Origin of the sequence: Dyella sp. SG609 (genome assembly GCF_012275375.1) — a bacterium.
GTDB classification, from domain to species: Bacteria; Pseudomonadota; Gammaproteobacteria; order Xanthomonadales; family Rhodanobacteraceae; genus Dyella_D; species Dyella_D marensis.
The window spans coordinates 136,447-156,575 of the sequence record NZ_JAAZQJ010000013.1 but is presented as its reverse complement, the minus strand read 5'-3'; the positions used below and the strand labels follow the sequence as shown (position 1 = coordinate 156,575).

Sequence of the window (20,129 nt, the reverse complement as noted above, 5' to 3'; positions counted from 1 at the left end):
AAGAGAAAGTGACTCGGGCGCCGGCAGGCGTCCGAAATGCCCGCTGCATAAGCGGCCAAGTCGCGACAACCACACCTAGTCGCTACTGGATCCCGCCCTACGCCGAGATGACGAGCAAAAAGCAAGCATCTAAGCCGCGATATCGCAACATCTGGCGACACAACCAGAGGGGGCCGGCAGGGGCCCACCCCAGCCCATGCAATCCCCCCTGCGGCATGCCAATATGCCGCCCATTCCGTCGTGACAAGGACGCCCGGAGGGGGCCCCGGCGCCGGAACTCACGCGCGGGAAACCTATGCGGAACACGAAGTGGTCGCTGATCGGGGGCGAAGGACTCGCCCGAACCTGGGCCTGCGCCCTCGCGCTATGGCTGGCCGCCACCGGCGCGGCCGCCGCCGCCAGCCTCGACGCAGCCCTGCTGCCGAAGATTCAGGGCGCCACCTTCGAAGTGGTCGCCGCCAAACCCGCCGACGACCCGCTCACCTACGAAAAGGCGTTGCCGCTGGACCTGCTCCCGTTCCAGGAGCGCACCGACAAATACCATTCGATCGGCACCGCCTTCGCCATCGGCAAGAACCAGTTCGTCACCGCCGGCCACGTGCTGCTCACCGGCGTGGACAGCCTGTGGGGCGCGCCCTCGCTGCGCGACGCCAACGGCAAGGTCTATGCGATCGACAAGATCGAGAAGTTCGACCTGCGCAAGGACTTCGTGGTGTTCACCGTGTCCGGCAACCCGGGCCCGGAAACGCTGGACGTCGACACCAAGCCGGTGCTCAACCAGGAGGTCTACGCGGTGGGCAATGCGCTGGGCACGGGCGTGGTGATCCGCGATGGCCTGTATACCTCCGATACGCCCGAGCAGCAGGACGGCGCGTGGAAGTGGATGCGCTTCTCCGCCGCCGCCTCGCCGGGCAACAGCGGTGGTCCGCTGCTCAATAAGGAAGGCAAGGTCATCGGCGTGGTGCTGATGAAGTCGGCCAACGAAAACCTCAACTATGCGCTGCAGATGGGCGAGGTGCTCAATGCGCCGGCGCAGGCGGTGATGGACAGCCGCGTGCCGTTCCGCTTCGACATCTTCAGCAGCACGCTGAGCAACACCTTGAAGGGCCAGTTCGCGCTGCCGCTGGGCGTGGCTGAATTCTTCAAGCGCTACGAAGCCGTGTTCAACGGCTATATCGACAACCAGCTCAAGGAAATCCTGAGCCGCGATACCGACAAGCTGTTCCCGCGCGGCGACGGCTCCAACCAGCTGCTCTACGGCGCCTCCTGGATGAATACCGTGCCGGGCCTGATCGTGCGCAACAGCGCCGGCGAATGGGGCCTGGTGGAGAAGCAAGGCAACCGCATGTCGCTGGCCGCCAACGGCTATGTGCAGGCGGGCGTGTCGGGCCACAACTTCCTGCTGCATCTGCGCCGTCCGGACAACCTCCCGGCGGACAAGCTCTACAACGACCCCAGCGCCTTGTCCGAGCAGCTGTGCAAGATGGGCATCTTCATGCGCCCGGTCGGCTCGGAGCAGGTGCGCATCACCTCGCTGGGCAAGCCCGCCACCGACAGCGTGTATGTCGACCACTCCCAGCGCCGCTGGCAGCTGCGCGTGTGGACGCTGCCGTTCGCCAATACGCGGGTGATCACTTTCGCCCTGCCGGTGCCGGACGGCTACGCCATGCTGATGCGCTTCGCCTCGGCCGATGACAGCTACGACAACCTTGCCGACATGCGCGCCCTGCTCGACTACATGTCGGTGGGCTACGAGGGCTCGCTGGCGCAGTGGAAGGATTTCCTGAAGAACACCGCCCTGCTGCCCGATGCGCTGAAGTCCGTGCATATCCAGGCGGATTACCAGCAGCGCTTCAGCTACAGCTCCAATCGCCTGGCCTTCTCGGTGACGCCGCAGCTGCAGAAGATCGAGCCGGAAAGCACGCTCACCTTGGGCATGGGCTTCGTGCCCGACCATGGCAAGGTGGTGTGGGACGTCAACGCGGTCTCGCTGCGCGCCAACCCGCAGGAGTCCGACCGCCTGCATATCGAGCGCAACGTGGTGCCGCCGGCGGCGCTCGACGACGACGCCAAGAGCTACTGGGACAAGCTGCTCAAGCGCCGCCACCCTTACGAGGGCACGGCGTACTCGGCCAATGGCGAGACGCGCATCGGTGCGCCGGCCAGCGGCGCGGGTGCGACGCCCGGCGTGGTCTATTCGGTGTTCTATGCCATGGCCGGCTCGCAGGGCCAGGACAGCATGAAGCCGAAGCTCGATCTGCTGATGAAGGATCTGAAGGTGACCGAGCAGTAAGCCGCGCTCTGACGCTTAAGCCCCTCTCCCCTCGGCGACCCGGAGGGAGAAGGGTTCTATCTCTAGGCTTTGTCTCAAGGTTTGGCGCCCGAAGCCGCCGGCGCCGGCCGCGTCAGCGACTTCAGATAATTGGCGACATCCTCTTTCGACACCTGCCCGCGATGCTCGCGGTCGATCTGGTCGAAATGCTTGGCGATGAACGGCACGTTGCCGTTCTGCGCTTCTTCCTTGCTGAGCAGGCCATCGTGGTTGCGGTCGGCCGCGTCGAAGTTCTTCACGGCGACGTCCAGTTTTTTCGCCATATAGCCGAGCCCGGTCTGGGCGGCCACGGGCGCGGCGAGCGCCAGCGCGATGGCGGCGATGAGAAAACGTTGGCGCACAGGCATGAGCTGCTCCTTTCCGGTGAGTAGGCCCGGTGGCGCCGGGCGATCGGGTACCGCGGCGGTGCAACGGGATACAGCATAGCCGCGTATTGGAGATAACTTTCGGACATCGCCCGTCTACGCATCGCCAAGGCATGCGCCTAAGCTGGTGCGCGTTCGTCTCGGAGCCTCTCGGTCATGTCCCTGCGGATCCTTCTTGCCGACGATCATCCCGTCGTGCGCATCGGCGTGCGTTCCGTCATCGAAGCCCACGAGGCTGGCAAGGTCGTGGCCGAGGCGGGCACCGTCGACGAGCTGCTCGCCCTGCTCGCGGAACAGGTCTTCGACATCCTGGTCACCGACCTGTCCATGCCGGGTCCGTTGAACCCGGACGGCTACGCCATGATCGAGCGCATCTGCCGCAATCATCCGGACCTGCCGGTGCTGGTGCTAAGCATGACCAGCAACGCCAGCATCCTGCGCCTGCTGCAGACCGCGGGCGTGCTCGGCCTGCTCGACAAGGCCTCGTCGATGGCCGAGCTGCCGACGGCGATCCAGGCCATCCGGCGCGGCAGCGTCTACGTGAGCGCGCCGTTGCGCAAGTTGCTGGCGCAGGCGGGCCTGCGCCGGCCGCATGCCGCGGGCCAGCGCCTGCTGTCGCCGCGCGAAGTGGAAGTGCTGCGCCTGGTCGCCAAGGGCATGCGGGTGAAGGAGATCGCGCTGCAGCTCAACCGCGGCATCACCACCATCAGCAAGCAGAAGAGCGACGCAGCGCGCAAGCTCGGCATCCGCAACGATGTGGAGCTGTTCGACTTCCTGCGGCGCGAGGGTTTTTCCGGTTGAACATTCCGGCAAGCAAGGATCGCCGCACGATGCATCCGAGGCTTGACGCGCAACCTATTCACGCATGGTGAAAAGTCACCATAAGCGGTTGCGATGTGAGGCGCGGCGAAGCGCCGTTCGGTGGTAATCGGATTGCTCCCAAAAGTGTGTCGAAGCCCGATATCGGCTCATTTTTACAATTCGTACTATGGATGGAGCCGCAAGTCGTTTCCTATGATTCAGCCGTCCAAACCCGCACGGGATGCGTCGTAACTAGCGAGGCAGGCATCCCGTGCGGGCAGCGCATCCGCTTTGCGCTGTCCATCCATCGCGAACCTGACATCGACATCGCCGGAAACAGCGATGGCGGACAGGTATGCCCTGAACAAGGTGGGAAGCGCCGAAGCGGAATGCTCCCAAAGGTCTTTGTCTTCGTGGCATGGCCGACGGACGACGAAGAAGGCCGCGGAGGCGGCAGACAAGCGAACCAACCGATCCACTTCATCCAATGGAGCAACCATGAAGCACATCAAGACAGCCATCTTCGGCCTGGCGCTCGCCGCCACCGCTGGTGCGGCCAACGCCGACCAGGGGCTCATCACCTTCACCGGCGCCGTGTCCGACAGCACCTGCGTGGTAAGCGGCGGCAACGGCAGCAACGGCGCTTTCGGCAACTTCACCGTGGCGCTGGATCCGGTCAGGACCACCGCGCTGGATGCTGCCGCCAAGACCGCGGGGCGCAAGGGCTTCGAAGTGGTGTTCAGCAACGGCCAGGGCGGTTCCTGCGCCACCGCGGCGATCACCAAGGCGCATTTCCGCTTCGTCGGCAGCAGTCCCAGCGTCAATATCGATGGGCGCATGAAGAACGTGCTCGGCTTCACCGGCGCGGCCAATGTCGACCTGCAGATGCTCGATGAGAGCAACGCGGTGATCAATCTCACCAATCACACGCGCAAGGACGTCACGCTCGCCACCACCGGCCCCACGGCCATCAGGTATGGCGTGCAGTACTACGCTACCGGCGTGGCTACCGCGGGCAATGTCCGTTCGGACGTCATCTACGAAGCCAGCTACGACTGAGCCGGTTTCATCTCCGCAAGCGGGCGGCATCGCGCCGCCCGCGATCCATCCGAACGGAAAGCCTATGGAACACATGTTACGCAGCCGCCTGGCCGGCCTGCTTTGGCTGGTCTGCTTATGCGCGGGCCGCAGCGAGGCGGATGTTGTCATCCTGGGCACCAGGGTGATCTTTGCCTATCGGCTGGCCGCGTGGCGATTGCGCGGGCATCTGCGCAAGGACGGCGGCGACTTGTGGACACGTGCGGCCAACTATCACTCGCGCACGCCCCGGCACAACGCGCGCTACCGCGAGCAGCTGATGCGCAGGGCCTGGCGTTGGAGCCAGTGGCTGCGCAGGCAGTTCAACACGCACAGCATCGACGACATCCGGCCGCCCTCGCCGCCGGCGGACCACCGCATCGGCCAGCCTGGCGAAGCCAACATGGCCGGCGTTCGAAACCATGGAGATCATCCCGCATGGCCTTGACCCGATTCCTGTTCCTCGCCGTGTGCGCCGCCGCGGCCTGCCATGCCCGTGACGCAAGCGCGGCGTGCACCGTGACCTATACCCCGCCCTTCATCGTCAACCGCACGGACGGGATCGTGGTGGATGGCGATCTGCCAGCCGGCGCGGTCATCCGGGCTACGCCGGCGGATAGCGCCACCGCAAGCATCAACTGCTCGGCGCAGACCACGACCGAGGTCAGCATGGAGCTGCAGGGCGACGGGCTGGTCGACGGCACGGTGCGCGAACTGACCGTGGGCGGGCAGCGCTCGGGCGTGGGCATCCGGCTTTATGCCAAGGTTCCCGGCGATACGGGCTACGCGGCATTGCCACGCAAGGCGACCAGGACATTTGCCGCCGGCACATCCACGTGGCAGACGTTTTTCCAACCGGAGTACGTACGCACCGGCGGGCCGGTGAGATACGGCCACGCCGATACCGCCGTCAACGCCCGCCTGGGCCGGATCTGGGTGCCGGACATGACGGCCTTCGCGCCCAACCGGATCATCAATCCGGTCACGATGGTGCACCTGGAACTGATCCGCCCGGCCTGCTCGATCGAAACCGGTTCGCTCAACCAGGAGGTTTCGCTGGGGAATTACACCGCTTCCGACCTGCGTGGCGGCAAGGTCACGCCCGCGTGGCAGGCGTTCAAGCTGACCATGGCGTCCTGCGCGGATCCGTCGGGCCTGCTGACCGACGTCACCTTCGGCACCGCGGCGGATGCCGACGCCAGCCATGCGGATCTATTCGCCATGAACGCCAACGGTCCCGGCGGCTACGGCATCGCCATCGAAACCGGCGATGGCGCCGCGCGCATGCGGCCCGGCGTGTCGCGCGGATTCGCCGCGATCGGCACGGGCTCGAGCTATGCGTTCCGCGCACGCCTGGAGCGCAGCACCGGCAACATCACGGCAGGACGCATCCAGCGGCCGATCGCCGTGCGCGTCACCTTCCGCTGAGATGGCGCCGTGCCGGTCGCGCTACGGCAGCGGACCGCGGCGTGCCGGCATCGCCTGTTTCGGCGTGCTGCTGGCGGCGCTGATCCTGCTGGAGCTGGGCTACGTCGCGGGCCTGCGCCTGAACCTCACGCGCAGCCTGCCGCCGGGCCTGTACCGGGTCGTGGACCGGCCGGTGCAGCGCGGCGCCTACGTGCGCTTCTGTCCGCCGCGCTCCGGCAGCATCGCGCTGGCCATGGAGCGCGGCTATCTGCACGAGGGCGAGGCCTGCGGCAATGGCTATCTGCCGATGCTCAAGCGCGTGGCCGCGGTGGGCGGCGCATGGATCAGCGCACAGGACGACGGCGTGCGGGTGGATGGGCGGCTGCTGCCGCTGAGCGCGCATCGCGCGGTGGATGCCGCCGGCCGGCCGATGCCCCGGCCGGTGCCGGCGCGGCTGCGGCTGGCGCCGTCCCAGCTGTGGGTGATGTCCGACACGCATCCGCTTTCCTTCGACAGCCGCTATTTCGGGCCGATCGAGCGCGCCTGGGTGATGGAAGTACTGGTCCCCGTCGCGACGTGGGGGCCGGGCGGCACGTAGTCCGGCCAGCGAAGCGGCCTGGCCATGCAAAAGGTCAGCATCCGTTCGCGGCGTTTCCTGGACAGCGGGATGGAGTGCATGCGTAGCTTCATGGTTTTTGCCTTGTTCGCGGCGGTGCTTTCCGGCTGCCATTCCTCGGACGATGCGCGCGTCGAACCTGCGGTCGCGCCGCCGATGCCGGAGATTCCCGCCGCCACGCCCGCCGGCGTCGCCGCGGATGCGGCCGCTCAACCCACCGCCGAGGACGCCCGCGACGCCGGCATGGACATGGTGGCCGCGCGCGACGTCTGCCGGCTCCCCGCCCCGGCGCTGGCCAGGTTCGCGGCGTACAGCGAATGGGTGGTCCAGGGCGATGCGCAGCGCAAGGCGATCTTCGTCGGTGCGGCGCAGGAGGCCGCGCAGCTGCATGCGTCGATGATCGGGCAGGGAAGGCAGGAGGCTTATCGGAAAGCGACCTGCGAACGCGTGCGGCGCATCCTTGCCGTGCTTGAGCGGGACGGTGCATCGGAGCGCGAAGGAAGCGCGCGATAGGACCTGCGTGCGTTGCGTCGCCTTACCCGCCGCGCGCGGCGCTTGCGCCCAGGCGCGCCGCCAGCGCACCCACGGCGGCGCGCAGGCCATCGGGCCCGCGTACGCTGAAGTCGAACGGCTGCCGCGCCAGCTGGCGGGCAAACCAGTCCAGCCCATCGACTTGCGCACGCAGCAGCACGCCGGCTTCCGTCGGCTCGAACAGGCCCATGGTGCCACCCAGCCGCTCGAGCGCATCGTCCAGCGTGGTATGCAGCAACACTTCGACGCTGTGTTCGCGCGGCAGCGTGGCCAGGCTGAAGGTCAGGTGCGCCACGGCGTCGAAGTCGCGCGGGCGCACGAACAGTATTTCCTGCGCGGCGGCCTCGGCGATGCGGTCGAGCCGGAACGAACGCAGTCCACCGCGCAGATGGCAATGCCCCACCGCGTACCAGAAGCCGCCGGTATGGGCCAGGCCATAGGGATCGATCTCGCGCTCGCTCTGCACACCATTGGCCGCGCGGTAACGCATGCGCACGCGCCGGCATTGCTGCGCGGCCGCGCTCAGCGCGAACAGCGTGTCGCTGGTGCCCGCCGCCGCGGAACGCGCCAGGTCGAGCATCACCGTGTCGGCCACCGCGCGCGTGCGCGCCATCAGGCGTTCGGGCATCACGCGTTCGAGCTTGGCCTGCGCGCTGGCCACGGCCGCGGATGCTTCGGTCAGCCCCATGCTGCGCGCCGCCAGCAAACCTACCGACAAGGCCAGCGCCTCGTCGTCGGTAAACATCATCGGCGGCAGCTTGAAGCCGGCCACCAGCAGGTAGGCGCCGTGGCGGCCGCGCTCGGCGGTGATCGGGATGCCCAGTTCTTCCAGCGCGGCGATATAGCGGCGCACCGTGCGGCCATCCACGCCCAGCCGCTGCGCCAGCTCCACGCCGCTGATGCGGCGATGGGTCTGCAGCAGTTCCAGCACGGCCAGGGCGCGGGTGGCGGGGCGATACATGGCCGCAGCCTAGCGGATAAACAGGACCGTCTTCGCCCTGATTCGACCCTAGGCTGAAGCCGTTACCTCACGAGGTCGCCGCCATGATTCCTGCCGTGCAGCTGGGCCTGTTCTTCCTGCTGGTGCTGGGCATCGTCGCCCTGCCCGGCCTGGACATGGCCTATGTGCTGGGCAGTTCGCTGAGCGGCGGGCGCCGCGGCGGCCTGGCCGCAGTGGCGGGGATCATGGCCGGCGGCGCCTGCCATGTGCTGCTGACCGGGCTGGGCGTCGGCGCGCTGCTGCAGTGGTCGCCAGTGCTGTTCCAGGCGGTGCTGTGGATCGGCGCGGGCTACGTGGCCTGGATCGGCTACGGCATGTGGCGCAGCGAAGGCGGCGCGCTGCATACCGCCGAGGTGGCCGGCCAGTCGCGCTGGACCACCTTCCGCCGCGGCGCCGTCACCTGCCTGCTCAATCCCAAGGCCTACCTGTTCATGCTCGCGGTGTTTCCGCAGTTCATGCGCCGCGAGCAGGGGCCGCTATGGCCGCAGGCGGCGACGCTGGGCGTGGTGATCGTGCTGACCCAGCTGGCGGTGTATGGCGCGCTGGCGTGTGCGGCGGGCGGCGCGCAGCTGTGGCTGGCAGAGCGGCCGGGGTATACGCGGATGGCCTTGCGGGCGGTGGGGGCGTTGCTGATGGGCATCGCACTGCTTACCGCGGCCGAAGGCATTCGCCGCCTTCTCTGATGGCATCAACGCCTCCCGCTCGTCATTCCGGCGCAGGCCGGAATCCAGTGGCGGTGCGCTGCATTGAGCGTGGTGCTCCAAGGCGTGCTTTTTAACGTTCCCACGACAACCCAGTGTTGTCGCTACTGGATTCCGGCCTGCGCCGGAATGACGAGCGGCTTTCACTCCGCCGGCAGGCTGTAGTCGAAGGTGTAGGAGTGCGCACCCTTCGCGTCGATATGGATCGCCAGCGTCCCGCTCAGCCCTTGCAGTTCGCCGCTGCCGGAATCGGGCACCACCGTTACCGACAAGGCCGGCGCGCCGCGCGTCATGGTGGCGCTGTGCATCAGCACGAAGCTGCCCTGCCTGCCGCCCAGCGTGCCGGTGACCCGCTCCAGCGCCACGTAGGCGCCGGAGCCGGTGTTCTTGTCCATCACCGCCAGCATCTCGCCCAGGCTGCTGCCTTCGAGGTCGCCGTGGAACTGCTTGTCGATGGTCTGCCGGCCCAGCGCCGCGGCTTCGGTGCCGGGTGCGGCGGGCTGCGGTGCGAGCTTGACCTCGAAGCTGCCTTGGGCGTGCTTCATGCGATTCTCCGACAGGTGTGATGCGGCGGGCGCCATCGCCAGCACGGCGACGGCGACAAGCAAGGGAAGCCGGGGGAACATAGCGTGCTCCGTCAGTGCGTGGCCATTGCAACAGGAAGCCCTTCCCGATGATTGGAAAAACGCGACAGCCATGAGCGCCAAGGCTCCCGAACCGCGCGGCGTGCTGCACCCGCGCCTGCCGCAGGGCGAGTTCCGCCACGAGCGCCGCCTGCCCGGCGCCGCGCTGGCGGGGCTGGTCGAGCATTACTGGTTCGTCGCCTGGGACCTGCGCGGCCTGCCGCCGCAGACGCAGGAAACCCTGCCGCATCCGAGCGTGCATCTGGTGGAGGGGCGCATCCATGGCGTGCACCAGGGGCGCTTCGTGCGCGTGCTGGAAGGCCGGGGGCAGGTGTTCGGCATCAAGTTCCGGCCGGGCGGCTTTCGTCCGTTCTACGCAGCGGAGGTGGCGAAGCTGATGGACGCGTCGATGGCCGCCGGCGATCTGTTCGGCGCCGACGCCGACAGCTACGAAGCCGCGATAGCCGCCGCGCCTGAAGTCGACGACATGGCCGCTGCCGCCGAACGGATGTTGATGGCACATCTGCCCGCGCCCGACGCCACCGTCGACCGCGTGGCCGCCCTGGTCGCCGACATCGCCGCCGACCGCTCCATCACCACGGTCGAGCAACTGTGCGAACGCAGCGCACTCAACGCACGCGCCCTGCAACGCCTGTTCAAGAACTACGTCGGCATCGGCCCGAAATGGACGATCAACCGCTACCGCCTGCACGAGGCGATCGCCCAGCTGCAGCAAGGCCAGTCCGCGGACTGGATCGAGCTGGCCCTGTCGCTGGGCTACTTCGACCAGGCGCATTTCATCCGCGACTTCCGCGCCCTGGTCGGTTGCACGCCCGCGCAGTACGCGCGGCGCCTTCAGTCCACCGGATAAGGCATCTCGCCGAAGCTGGTGGCGTGATAGCCCTTGGCGCCCACCGCCACGGCCAGCGGACTGCGGAAATCCCGGTCCGCCGCCAGGCAGTTCAGCACGTGGGCGAAGTGATGCCGCGGCTGCCAGCCCAGCTCATGCCGCGCCAGCGCGTTGACGTAGACGCGATCCACGCGCGGAAACATGCGCCAGCCGCGCGCGCCGTACAAGGCCTCGAACGAAGGAAACAGCCGCCGCAGCACGGCCGGCGCATCGCGGTGCAGCAGCGCCAGGTCTTCCGGCGCGAACGGCGTGGTGGCGCAGAGGATATAGCGGCCGAAGCCCAGCGCCGGCGCACGCTCCACCGCCAGCAGATGCGCCTTCGCCACGTCTTCGATATCCGCGCGGCGGTACAGCAGCTCGTTGGCCTGCGCATTGGCCAGCGTGTAGGCGGCGCGCTTGCCCGCATCGTCGTCCGCTTCGGGAAAGAAGCGCGACGTGCGCAGCACCACCACGGGCAGGCCATGGCGCCGGTGATACAGCTCGCACAACTGCTCGGCCGCGAGCTTGGTGGTGCCGTAGATATTCTTCGGCACCGGCGCCACGTTCTCGGTGATCCAGGCCGCCGGCGCATCCGCGGCCGGCGTCAGCGCCGCGCCGAACACGCTGGTGGTGCTGGTGAAGACGAAGGCGCGCACGCCGGCCGCCAGTGCTTCGTCCAGCAGGGCCAGGGTGCCGCTGATATTGGTGTCGACGAAATCCTGCGCCGGATGCGTCGCCACATGCGGCTTGTGCAAGGTGGCGGTGTGGATCACCGCGCTGATGCCGCGCATCGCCGCGCGCACGAAGGCGCGGTCGGCGATATCGCCGGTGTGCCGCGTGAATGGCGAGGGTTTCAGGTCGATGCCGACGGCCTCGCGCGAGGCGGCTTGCAGGCTGCGCATCAGCGCTTCGCCGAGATGGCCGGCGCTGCCGGTCACCAGGATGGTCATGGCTTGCTCCCGTGCTGCTGGGAACCGGAGCGTAGCGAGCGGCGCGGCGTGCCCGCCACGCATTAAATATGCGCGGCGCTCAGGCCAGCGTGGTGACCAGCCGCCCCATGCTGCCGTCCGCCAGCGCGATGCGTTCCCACAGCGCGGTGCCGGGGCGGATGGGCAGCTCCGCATTGGTGCCGGTGGCGATGCGCAGCGAGCCCTGGCGGTCCTCGTACCAGCCGCGCGCATCCAGCGTGGCTTCGGCGGCGAGGATTTCCGGCGTGGCATAGACCAGCATGCAGGTGCCGAGCAGCTCGGCGGCCGGCCGGCGCCAGTCGGCGAAGCGCGCGGGCGACACCGCCAGCAGGCGGTGCGTGCGGTCGCAGACCAGATGGACCTTCTGCGCCGAGTGCTCCACCAGCCGTTTCAGCGCGGCGTCCTGCGCGGGGTCGGGCCGCGCTTCCAGCAAACGCTGCACGGCGAGCCGCTGTGCGGCGGACAGGTCGAGGTCGCCGCGCTCCCAGCGCGACACGGTCGATTGGGTGACGCCGAGCAGTTCGGCGAGGTGGCTCTGTTTCATGCCGCGCAGCTGGCGCAGGCGCCGCAGCGCGCGTCCGAAGGGTGCCATGGCGGCCTCCGTCATCCGGTCATCCGGTCAGTGGCAGAACGATAGCGCGAGCAGGCGCTCCAGCGTGCCGGGCCGGCGCGCGCGCTCGATCCACCAGCGCAGCGCGGCGCCCTCCTCGCCGGTGCGCCAGGCCAGGTAGAAGGTCTCGGCCGGCTTGGGCTCTTCCACCTGCTTGACCACCAGCTCGCCGGCCTGGATCGCGGGGCGCGCGTAGGGTTCCGGCAGGAAGCCGAAGCCCAGGCCCGCGCGCTGGAAATCCAGCTTGCTGCGGATATCCGGCACGGTCATCGCCTCCTGTCCGAAGGCCAGGCCCACGGTGCGCGAGACCAGCTTGCGCGCGCTGTCGGCCACGGCGATGGCGCGGTACTGCTGCAGGTCCAGCCGGCCCAGCGGGCGGTCGAGCGCGGCCAGCGGGTGATCCGGCGCCACCGCGAACACGAACGGCAGCGAGCCCATCGGCTCGGCCACGTAGCCGCCGCCGGAGGGGCCTTCGCCGGCGGCGCCGATCAGCAGGTCGGCGCGGCGCTCCAGCAGCGCCTCCCAGGTGCCGGACAGCGCTTCCTGCCCCACCCGCAGCCGCGTGCGGTCGGCCACGGCGCAGAACGCCTCGATGTCCTCGCGCAGCGCGATGGGGGCGAACATCGAGTCGATCTCGATGGCGAACTCGGTTTCCCAGCCCGAGGCCACCCGGCGCACGCGCGCCTCCAGGTCCTGCGCTGCGCGCAGCAGGTGGCGGCCCTCCTTCAGCAGCACGCTGCCGGCCTGGGTCAGGTCGGCGCGCGGGCCGGCGCGCTCGAACAGCTGCACGCCCAGTTCCTCCTCCAGCTTGGCCACCGTGTAGGAGATGGTGGAGGGCACCTTGTGCAGCTCCTTGCCGGCCGCGGCGAAGGAGCCGCGGCGGTCGATGGCGTCCAGGATCTGCAGGGCGTCGAGGCTCAGGCGCAGCATTCGAAATTCTCGATGATAGGCCGGCAATCCACTCGCTTTTCCCCGCCGGCGAGGGCGCCCATACTCTCTCCATCAGGACGCGATGGCAAGCAAAACAAGGCTTCTTTGGGCTGGGTGGCCCGGGCCGGCAAGCCATCGAATCCATCGCACATCACTATGGAGGCATCCCATGTTGGAAGTCCGCAAGAGCCAGGAACGCGGCCGCGCCGAGCACGGCTGGCTGTCGTCCCGCCACACCTTTTCCTTCGCCGAGTACTACGACCCGCGCCATATGGGCTTCGGCCCGCTGCGTGTGATCAACGAGGACCGCGTCACCGGCGGCCAGGGCTTCGGCACGCACGGCCACCAGAACATGGAGATCATTTCCTACGTGCTCGGCGGCGCGCTGGAGCACAAGGACAGCCTGGGCACGGGCTCGGTGCTGCGCTACGGCGACGTGCAGCGCATGAGCGCGGGCACCGGCGTGCGCCACAGCGAGTTCAATCATGACGCCAGGGAGCCGGTGCACTTCCTGCAGATCTGGATCATGCCGGAGCGCCAGGGCGTTGAGCCCAGCTACGAGGAAAAGCATTTCGATGAGGCTTCCAAGCGCGGCCAGTTGCGTCTGGTCGTTTCGCCGGATGGCCGCGATGGTTCGCTGCGCATGAATCAGGACGCGTATCTGTACGCCTCGATCCTGGCGGACGGCGACAAGCTTGCCCATGCGCTTGCGCCGGGGCGGCTGGGCTATGTCCATGTGGCGCGCGGCAGCGTTACCGTCAACGGTATTGTGCTGAATGCGGGCGATGCGTTGCAGCTCAGGGACGTTGCGTTGATCGAGCTCGAAGGTAATGGCGATGCTGAGCTGCTGCTGTTTGATCTGCCGGTCTGAGTGCTCTCCTTTTCCCGCGGGGGAGATTGTTGCGTTGCGGTTGGTTGTCTCGCCTTTGGCGAGGGTTTCGCCCCGCTGCCGCGGGGCGAGTTACTTTTTCTCTGCGTGCCCAGAGAAAAAGTAACCAAAAAGAGAGGGCACCCTGCTTGGCGCCCTCAGCAGCAAAGCTGCTGAGGGTCCGTGAGGGCTGGCCGGGCTTTTTGACAGGGCATCCATGCCCTGATCAAAAAGGCGGGGACATCGTGTCCCCGCCCCCCTGCGGGGGCCTTTTCGTCCAGCCCTCACCGCCGGCGCCAAGGGGACCCGGTAGATCAAGAGCAGAAGCGCACCAGCGGAACGCCGCGGCTGCGCCGCGAGCTCTTTGCTCGGTTTTCGCGTTAATCGACATCCCCCTCTCCCCTCCGGGGAGAGGGCCGGGGTGAGGGGGCGGGCGGAGCGTTGATGCAGGAACGGCGATCAAGCCACACGCCAGAAGCCGCACTTCACGCCCTGCGCCCGTGCGCCCCCGCTTCGAACACCACCTGCCCCGGCACATGCAGCACCACGTCCGTCCCGCGAGCCTTGCCGCGCCGGATCGCCAGCGTCGCGCCCAGCCGCCCGGCGCGCTCGCGCATGCCTACCAGGCCCCAGTGGCCCGGCCTGCCGCCGTGCCGGAGGATGTCGAGCGGGATGCCGATGCCGTCGTCGCGCACGCGGATGCGCAAGCCCTGCGGCAGGTACGCCACGCGCACGTCGATGCAGCCGGCATGCGCATGCCGGAAGGCGTTGCGGATCGCCTCGCGGGCGATGTCGATCACTTCGTCGGCGGCCGCGGGGCACAAGGCGCGTTCCGCGCCTTCGGTACTTACCTGGAAGGCGATGCTGCCGCCGTCGCGGTACTCCTCGCCCACCGCGCGCAGCGTGTGCGCCAGCCGCTCGCCTTCCTCGCTTTCCCCGCGCAGCGCGACGATGCGGTCGCGCCCCTCCATCAGCACGTCGCGGGCGCGGCGGATCGCCGCGTCCAGCGCCTCGCGCGTGCGCCCGCCTTCGCTAAGCCCGGCGGCCAGCGCCTGCAGGCGCAGCAGCAAGCCTTGCACGCCCTGCAGCAACGTGTCGTGCAGCTCGCGCGCGATGCGTTCGCGCTCGCGCGTGCGCTCTTCCAGGCGCAGATGGATGCGCTCGGCCATCAGGCGCAGCCGCCACAGGTAAAGGCCGGCGGCCAGCAGCGCGCCGGCGGCCAGGCACAGCGCGCGGAACCAGCCGGTCTGGAAGAACTGCGGTTCGATCGAGAAGGCCAGGCTGGCGCCCTGCTCGTTCCACACGCCGTCCTCGTTGGCGGCGATCACGCGGAAGCGGTAGTGCCCGGGGCCCAGGTTGGCATACGAGGCTTCCCGCCGCGTGCCCGCCTCCTGCCAGTCTTCGTCCACGCCGTCGAGGCGGTAGCGGAAGCGCACGCGATCGGGCATGGCCAGGCTGGTGGCGGTGTACTGCACGCGCACCGCGCTGGTCCGTTGCGGCAGCCGCGGTTCGCCGGCGGCGGCGTAACGCCGGTCGCCGGCGATCAGGGTCTGCACGAAGGTGGCCGGCGCCGCCGGGTTGCGCCGCACCTGCGCCGGGTCGATCCATGCGGCGCCCTGGTTGGTGTTGAACCACACCCGTCCGCGCGCATCGATCGCGGCGGTCGATACCGGCGTGGCCTGCAGGGCGATGCCGGGCAGGCCGTCGTGATAGTCGAACAGCTCGTAAGCGGCGGCCTGGCCGCCGAAGCCGCGCGCCAGGTCGCGCGCGCTCACGCGCAGCACGCCGCGGCTGCCGTTGATCCATGCCTCGCCCTGCGCGGTAAGCGCGATGCCGGACACCCCGGCCAGCATCGCCGGGTCCGCCGCGAGCGGCTCGAAACGTCCATCGCGCCAGCGCGCCACGCCGCGGTCGCCGCCGACCAGCAGCTCGTCGCCCCGCCGGGCGAAGGTGGCGATGGCGCCGACGCGGGGCCCCTCGGCGCCGGCATAGGTGCGCTGTTGCTCGCCGTCGACGCACAGCACGCGGCCATCGGGATAGCCGGCCCACAGCCGGCCCGCGGCGTCGGCGAGCAGCGCGGTGGGCGCGGTGCGGCCGCGGCCGATGCTGCCTTCGAGCGCCGTCCAGCGGCCATCGCGCAGATGGAACACGCCATGGTCCATGAAGCTCGCCCACAGGCCGCCGCGGCCGTCGCCGGCCAGCGCTTCCAGGCTCCAGCGCGGTTCGCTTACCGGCACCTCGATGTGCTCCACGCGGCCGTGTTCCAGCCGGCCCAGCCAGGAGCCGCCCATCAGCCACAGCGTGCCGTCCGCGGCCAGCATCGCGTTGATGTCCGGCAGGCCGTCGGCGACCACCTGCGCGCCGTCCGCGTCGAGCCGCTGCAGCACTCCGCCGTTGGCCAGCCAGAGCGTGCCCTGCGCGTCGGCGGCGAGCGCGGTGTTGATGCCGGGGCCGACCTTGCTGCCCGGCGGCACGCGCACATTGTTGGCGTGGTAGCTGGCCAGGCCCAGGTTGGTGCCCACCCACACGGTGCCTTCGCGGTCTTCCAGCAGCGGCACCGCGACATTCGACGGCAGGCCGCCGCCGCGGTCGTGCAAGGCGTCGAACGCCGATGCGCGCAAGGCGCGGCCATCGGCCAGGCGCGCCGGCGCATCGATGCGGTAGACGCCGCCGCGCATCGCCTCGGTGCCCCACAGGTAGCCGCGGCGGTCGAACAGCAGCCGTTTGGAATGCACCAGCGCCGGGTCCTCGCGCAAGCCTTCCGATGGCTGCGCGGCCGGCGCCGCGGGCGGGGCGCTGGTGCCGCGCGGTCCGCTGGAAAGCCAGATCCGTCCGTCCGGCGCCTGGCTCAGCGTGGTATCGCGCGCCACGCGGATGCCGGTCGCTTCGAAGCGATGCCCGCCACGGCGCAGCGACAGCAGCTCATCGCCGGTGGTGACCCACAAGGTGCCGTCGCGATCGGTCATCACCCATTCGGCACGGGCGGCCGGATAGTTCCAGTCCGCGCCGGCGATCTCCCAGCGCGTGCCGTCGAAGCGCGCCAGCCCGCCGCGGCTGGCCGCCCACAGCGCGCCGTCGGCGGTGCGCGCGAAGGAGGTCACCATGCTGGTGGGAAAGCCGTCGCGTGCCGAATAGCTGGTCAGGCGGCCGTCGCGCAGGGCGCTGGCGCCGCCGTGGAACAGGCCGATCCACAGCGTGCCGTCGGCTTGCATCGACAGCGCGGTGATGTCGTTGGTGCGCAGGTTCTCGCCCTGGCGCGGCTCGAAGCGCTCGAAGGCGACGCCGTCGAAGCGGTACAGGCCCGAGCCGGTGCCGAGCCAGAGGAAGCCGTCGCGATCCTGCGCGAGCGCCCAGATATCCGCCGGCGCGCCGTGTTCCACGCTCCATACCGTCTGGCGGAACTGCTCGCCGTTCCAGTGGCCGGCATCCTGTCCGCGCAGGGCCGGGCACAGCAGCGCGGCGCACCAGAGCAGCAGCCAGGGCGCGCCGCGCCCGCGTCGTTTCATGCCTGTCGTTCCCCCGGCGGACGCATGCCGCCCGGTGCGCCGGCACCATCCGGGGCGCCAGCGAGGCTTGCATGCATGAGTGGGCGGCAGTCTAGCGAGCGCGGCCGTGGCCTGCCTTTCGACCTTGGCCTCATTCACCCGATCGGGCATTGCCAGGGCCGGGGCGCGCGCCGATAGTGCGCAGCGGCCACGCCGCGATGATGCGCAGGACGGGCTCGGAGGCCGGGCAGCGTGAACAGCCACAACAGGACGCTCAGGATCTTGATCGCCGACGACCATCCGGTCATGCGCGACGGCCTGCGTGCCGCGATCGAAAGCGCGCCGGACATGCAGGTCGCCGGCGAGGCCGGCGATGGCGTGGAAAGCATCGAGTGTTTCCGCGCGCAGCGGCCGGACGTCGCCGTGCTCGATCTGCAGATGCCGCGCATGGACGGACTGCAGGCGATCGCCGCGATCCGCGGCGAGTTTCCCGATGCGCGCATCGTCATCCTCACCACCTATCCGGGCGATGCGCGCGTGAAGCAGGCGCTGATGCTGGGCGCGATGGCCTATCTGCTGAAATCCTCCACCCGCGACGACATCCTGCAGGCGATCCGCGGCGCCGCGCTCGGCCGGCGCGTGGTGGTGGGCGAGATCGCCCGCGAAGTGGCCTCGCACGTCGACGCCGACATGCTCACCGCCAAGGAGCTGGCCGTGCTGCGCCTGGTCGCCACCGGCCACGGCAACCGGCGGATCGCCGAACTGCTGTGCGTCTCCGAGGACACGGTGAAGGCACGGCTGAAGAACATCACCGCCAAGCTCGGCGCCGCCGATCGCACGCATGCGGTGACGATCGCCCTGCGGCGCGGTTTTCTCGATTCCTGATCGCACGCGTTTCCCAGGCAAAAAACCGCGCATTTTCGCCGTTGTCTCCTCTTTGCGCCATGCCCGATCGGGTAGCCGCGGCATGCCCAAACCGGGCTGTGCCGCGGCGCGGCGGCGCGCGACATTACGCAGCCGGCGCCGCGGCATCCATGCCGCGCGCCCGGCCCTCCGTCACGCCCAAGGAAACCTCGACATGTCTCAGCCAAAGACCGACATCAGCCATGGCCGCCGCGCCTTGCTCGGCCACGCCGCCCTCGCCTCCACCGCCGTGATGGCCATGCCCGCGCTTGCCGCGGCCGCGGAAGCCTCCAAGGGCGCTGCCGCCACCCGCGCCGGCAAGACGCCGGGCTCGCGCTTCGTCACCAGCGACGGCACCGAGATCTTCTACAAGGACTGGGGCAACGGGCAGCCGGTGCTGTTCTCGCACGGCTGGCCGCTCAGCGCCGATGCCTGGGACGGGCAGATGCTGTTCCTGGGCCAGCACGGCTACCGCGTGATCGCGCACGACCGCCGCAGCCATGGCCGCTCGGCGCAGACCTGGGACGGCAACCACATGGACCGCTACGCCGACGACCTGGCGGAGCTGATCGAGAAGCTCGATCTGCACGACGTCGTGCTGGTCGGCCACTCCACCGGCGGCGGCGAAATCGCCCACTACGTCGGCCGCCACGGCACCAGGCGGATCGCCAGGATGGTGCTGATCGGCGCGGTGCCGCCGATCATGCTCAAGACCGCCAGCCATCCCAATGGCCTGCCGCTGGAAGTGTTCGACGGCATCCGCAAGGGCGTGTTCGACGACCGCTCGCAGTTCTACAAGGACCTGACCCTGCCGTTCTTCGGCTACAACCGCGCCGGCGCGAAGGTCTCCGAGGGTGCGCGCGAAGCGTTCTGGCTGCAGGGCATGATGGGCGGCATCAAGGGCCAGTACGACTGCATCAAGGAGTTCTCGGAAGTCGACTACACCGAGGACCTGAAGAAGATCGACGTGCCTACCCTGGTCATCCACGGCGACGACGACCAGATCGTGCCCATCGACGGCTCCGCGCGGCTCACCGCCAAGCTGGTGAAGCACGCCACGCTCAAGGTCTACCCGGGTGCGCCGCACGGCCTGGCCGTCACGCACCAGGACCAGCTCAACAGCGACCTGCTGGCCTTTATCAAGAGCTGATGCGGCGTGGCCGGCGGACGGCTTGCCGCGCGGCATTCGAATTTATCGATGCTAGGGCGGCAAGCTTTCCGCTTTTTGCGCCGAAAGAGAGCGCAGATACTGTTGATGCACGGAATAAATCGCTGATCGCCGATCATCGATTTATTCGCATCTGAAACGACATTTTTTCATTTCGCCGCAAGGAATCCTTCGATGTCCATCACCGCCACGCCCACCCCCGGCAAGCTGCTGCTGACGCCCGCGGATCACACCTTGATCATGATCGACTTCCAGTCGCAGATGTCCTTCGCCACCCATTCCATCGATGCGGTGAATCTGCGCAACAACGCCGGCCTGGTGGCCAAGGCGGCGGCCAGCTTCAAGGTGCCGACCATCCTCACCACGGTGGCGGAGAAGAGCTTTTCCGGCCCGATGTTCAGCGAAGTGACCGAACCCTTCCCGGGACAGGCCCTGCTCGACCGCACCTCGATGAACACCTGGGAAGACGCCGCGGTGATTGCCCGGGTCAACGAGATCGGCAAGGGCCGCATCGTGCTGGCCGGGCTGTGGACGTCCGTGTGCATCGTCGGCCCCGCGCTGTCCGCGCTCGACCAGGGCTTCGAGGTGTACGTGATCGCCGATGCCTGCGGCGACGTGTCGGCCGAAGCGCACGACCGCGCGATGGACCGCATGGTGCAGGCCGGCGCCCGCCCGATGACTTCGCTGCAATACCTGCTGGAGCTGCAGCGCGACTGGGCGCGCGGCGAGACCTACGAAAGCACCACCGGCATCGCCAGGAGCAACGGCGGCGCGTATGGCCTGGGCGTGACTTACGCCAAGACCATGTTCGGCGCGCACGAGGGCTGAGCCTACTCAGTCTTCAAGTTGGAACCC

Annotated in this window: 19 protein-coding genes and 1 pseudogene; 13 read left to right on the top strand and 7 right to left on the bottom strand. The window is 68.8% G+C overall.

Annotated elements, in window-relative coordinates:
* The first annotated feature begins 295 nt into the window (after positions 1-295).
* Entirely contained in the window at positions 296-2,293 is a 1,998-nt protein-coding gene (locus tag FHW85_RS19585; RefSeq protein ID WP_167252962.1) for a serine protease, read from the top strand.
* A gap of 74 nt (positions 2,294-2,367) precedes the next feature.
* Here FHW85_RS19585 and FHW85_RS19580 read toward each other — a convergent pair whose 3' ends face one another.
* Positions 2,368-2,679, bottom strand: coding sequence for an EF-hand domain-containing protein (locus FHW85_RS19580; RefSeq protein ID WP_167252963.1), 312 nt, complete (start codon positions 2,677-2,679; stop codon positions 2,368-2,370).
* Positions 2,680-2,853: 174 nt separating this feature from the next.
* On the opposite strand from FHW85_RS19580, the gene FHW85_RS19575 reads away from it, so the two are divergent.
* The 6 genes and pseudogenes from FHW85_RS19575 (at position 2,854) to FHW85_RS19550 (ending at position 7,111) form a co-directional block, all read left to right on the top strand.
* Positions 2,854-3,498 (top strand): response regulator transcription factor, encoded by a 645-nt coding sequence (locus FHW85_RS19575; RefSeq protein ID WP_167252964.1) that lies wholly within the window; start codon positions 2,854-2,856, stop codon positions 3,496-3,498.
* A gap of 498 nt (positions 3,499-3,996) precedes the next feature.
* Positions 3,997-4,557: a type 1 fimbrial protein gene (locus FHW85_RS19570; protein WP_168649387.1), complete on the top strand. Its 561-nt coding sequence runs from the start codon at positions 3,997-3,999 to the stop codon at positions 4,555-4,557.
* 169 nt (positions 4,558-4,726) lie between these two features.
* Positions 4,727-4,906: pseudogene (locus FHW85_RS22435) on the top strand (conjugal transfer protein TrbN); the annotation flags it as partial.
* A 137-nt stretch (positions 4,907-5,043) separates the two neighbouring features.
* Positions 5,044-6,003, top strand: coding sequence for a fimbrial protein (locus tag FHW85_RS22585; protein ID WP_168649386.1), 960 nt, complete (start codon positions 5,044-5,046; stop codon positions 6,001-6,003).
* Between the two features lies 1 nt (position 6,004).
* Positions 6,005-6,580 (top strand): conjugative transfer signal peptidase TraF, encoded by a 576-nt coding sequence (gene traF, locus FHW85_RS19555; RefSeq protein ID WP_168649385.1) that lies wholly within the window; start codon positions 6,005-6,007, stop codon positions 6,578-6,580.
* 102 nt (positions 6,581-6,682) lie between these two features.
* Positions 6,683-7,111, top strand: coding sequence for a hypothetical protein (locus tag FHW85_RS19550; protein WP_168649384.1), 429 nt, complete (start codon positions 6,683-6,685; stop codon positions 7,109-7,111).
* 22 nt (positions 7,112-7,133) lie between these two features.
* Here FHW85_RS19550 and FHW85_RS19545 read toward each other — a convergent pair whose 3' ends face one another.
* Positions 7,134-8,090, bottom strand: a complete 957-nt coding sequence (locus FHW85_RS19545) for a YafY family protein (protein ID WP_168649383.1) — start codon at positions 8,088-8,090, stop codon at positions 7,134-7,136.
* 83 nt (positions 8,091-8,173) lie between these two features.
* On the opposite strand from FHW85_RS19545, the gene FHW85_RS19540 reads away from it, so the two are divergent.
* Positions 8,174-8,812 (top strand): LysE family translocator, encoded by a 639-nt coding sequence (locus FHW85_RS19540; RefSeq protein ID WP_168649382.1) that lies wholly within the window; start codon positions 8,174-8,176, stop codon positions 8,810-8,812.
* 161 nt (positions 8,813-8,973) lie between these two features.
* Here FHW85_RS19540 and FHW85_RS19535 read toward each other — a convergent pair whose 3' ends face one another.
* Positions 8,974-9,375, bottom strand: coding sequence for a DUF3224 domain-containing protein (locus FHW85_RS19535; RefSeq protein ID WP_167252972.1), 402 nt, complete (start codon positions 9,373-9,375; stop codon positions 8,974-8,976).
* Between the two features lie 151 nt (positions 9,376-9,526).
* Here FHW85_RS19535 and FHW85_RS19530 point away from each other — a divergent pair, with 151 nt between their 5' ends.
* Positions 9,527-10,324: an AraC family transcriptional regulator gene (locus tag FHW85_RS19530; RefSeq protein WP_168649381.1), complete on the top strand. Its 798-nt coding sequence runs from the start codon at positions 9,527-9,529 to the stop codon at positions 10,322-10,324.
* Here the strand turns inward: FHW85_RS19530 and FHW85_RS19525 are convergent.
* The 3 genes from FHW85_RS19525 to FHW85_RS19515 form a co-directional block, all read right to left on the bottom strand.
* Positions 10,309-11,292 carry an NAD(P)-dependent oxidoreductase gene (locus tag FHW85_RS19525; RefSeq protein WP_168649380.1) on the bottom strand — a complete coding sequence of 328 codons (984 nt, stop codon included), beginning with the start codon at positions 11,290-11,292 and terminating at the stop codon, positions 10,309-10,311. The two genes, FHW85_RS19530 and FHW85_RS19525, sit on opposite strands and share 16 nt — an antisense overlap.
* A 79-nt stretch (positions 11,293-11,371) precedes the next feature.
* The gene (locus FHW85_RS19520; protein WP_167252975.1) at positions 11,372-11,902 is read right to left on the bottom strand and encodes a helix-turn-helix transcriptional regulator; all 531 of its coding nucleotides are present in this window, start codon (positions 11,900-11,902) and stop codon (positions 11,372-11,374) included.
* A 27-nt stretch (positions 11,903-11,929) separates the two neighbouring features.
* Positions 11,930-12,847, bottom strand: a complete 918-nt coding sequence (locus tag FHW85_RS19515) for a LysR substrate-binding domain-containing protein (protein WP_210427871.1) — start codon at positions 12,845-12,847, stop codon at positions 11,930-11,932.
* A gap of 172 nt (positions 12,848-13,019) precedes the next feature.
* Here FHW85_RS19515 and FHW85_RS19510 point away from each other — a divergent pair, with 172 nt between their 5' ends.
* Positions 13,020-13,721, top strand: coding sequence for a pirin family protein (locus tag FHW85_RS19510; protein ID WP_168649378.1), 702 nt, complete (start codon positions 13,020-13,022; stop codon positions 13,719-13,721).
* A 482-nt stretch (positions 13,722-14,203) separates the two neighbouring features.
* Here FHW85_RS19510 and FHW85_RS19505 read toward each other — a convergent pair whose 3' ends face one another.
* Positions 14,204-17,224: a sensor histidine kinase gene (locus FHW85_RS19505; RefSeq protein ID WP_168649377.1), complete on the bottom strand. Its 3,021-nt coding sequence runs from the start codon at positions 17,222-17,224 to the stop codon at positions 14,204-14,206.
* 258 nt (positions 17,225-17,482) lie between these two features.
* Here FHW85_RS19505 and FHW85_RS19500 point away from each other — a divergent pair, with 258 nt between their 5' ends.
* From FHW85_RS19500 to FHW85_RS19490, 3 genes are all read left to right on the top strand, one after another.
* Positions 17,483-18,088: a response regulator transcription factor gene (locus tag FHW85_RS19500; protein WP_343203570.1), complete on the top strand. Its 606-nt coding sequence runs from the start codon at positions 17,483-17,485 to the stop codon at positions 18,086-18,088.
* Between the two features lie 193 nt (positions 18,089-18,281).
* On the top strand, positions 18,282-19,256 hold the full coding sequence (locus FHW85_RS19495) for an alpha/beta hydrolase (protein ID WP_167252980.1): 975 nt from the start codon (positions 18,282-18,284) through the stop codon (positions 19,254-19,256).
* A gap of 192 nt (positions 19,257-19,448) precedes the next feature.
* Positions 19,449-20,102 carry a hydrolase gene (locus FHW85_RS19490; RefSeq protein ID WP_168649376.1) on the top strand — a complete coding sequence of 218 codons (654 nt, stop codon included), beginning with the start codon at positions 19,449-19,451 and terminating at the stop codon, positions 20,100-20,102.
* Positions 20,103-20,129 lie beyond the last annotated feature (27 nt).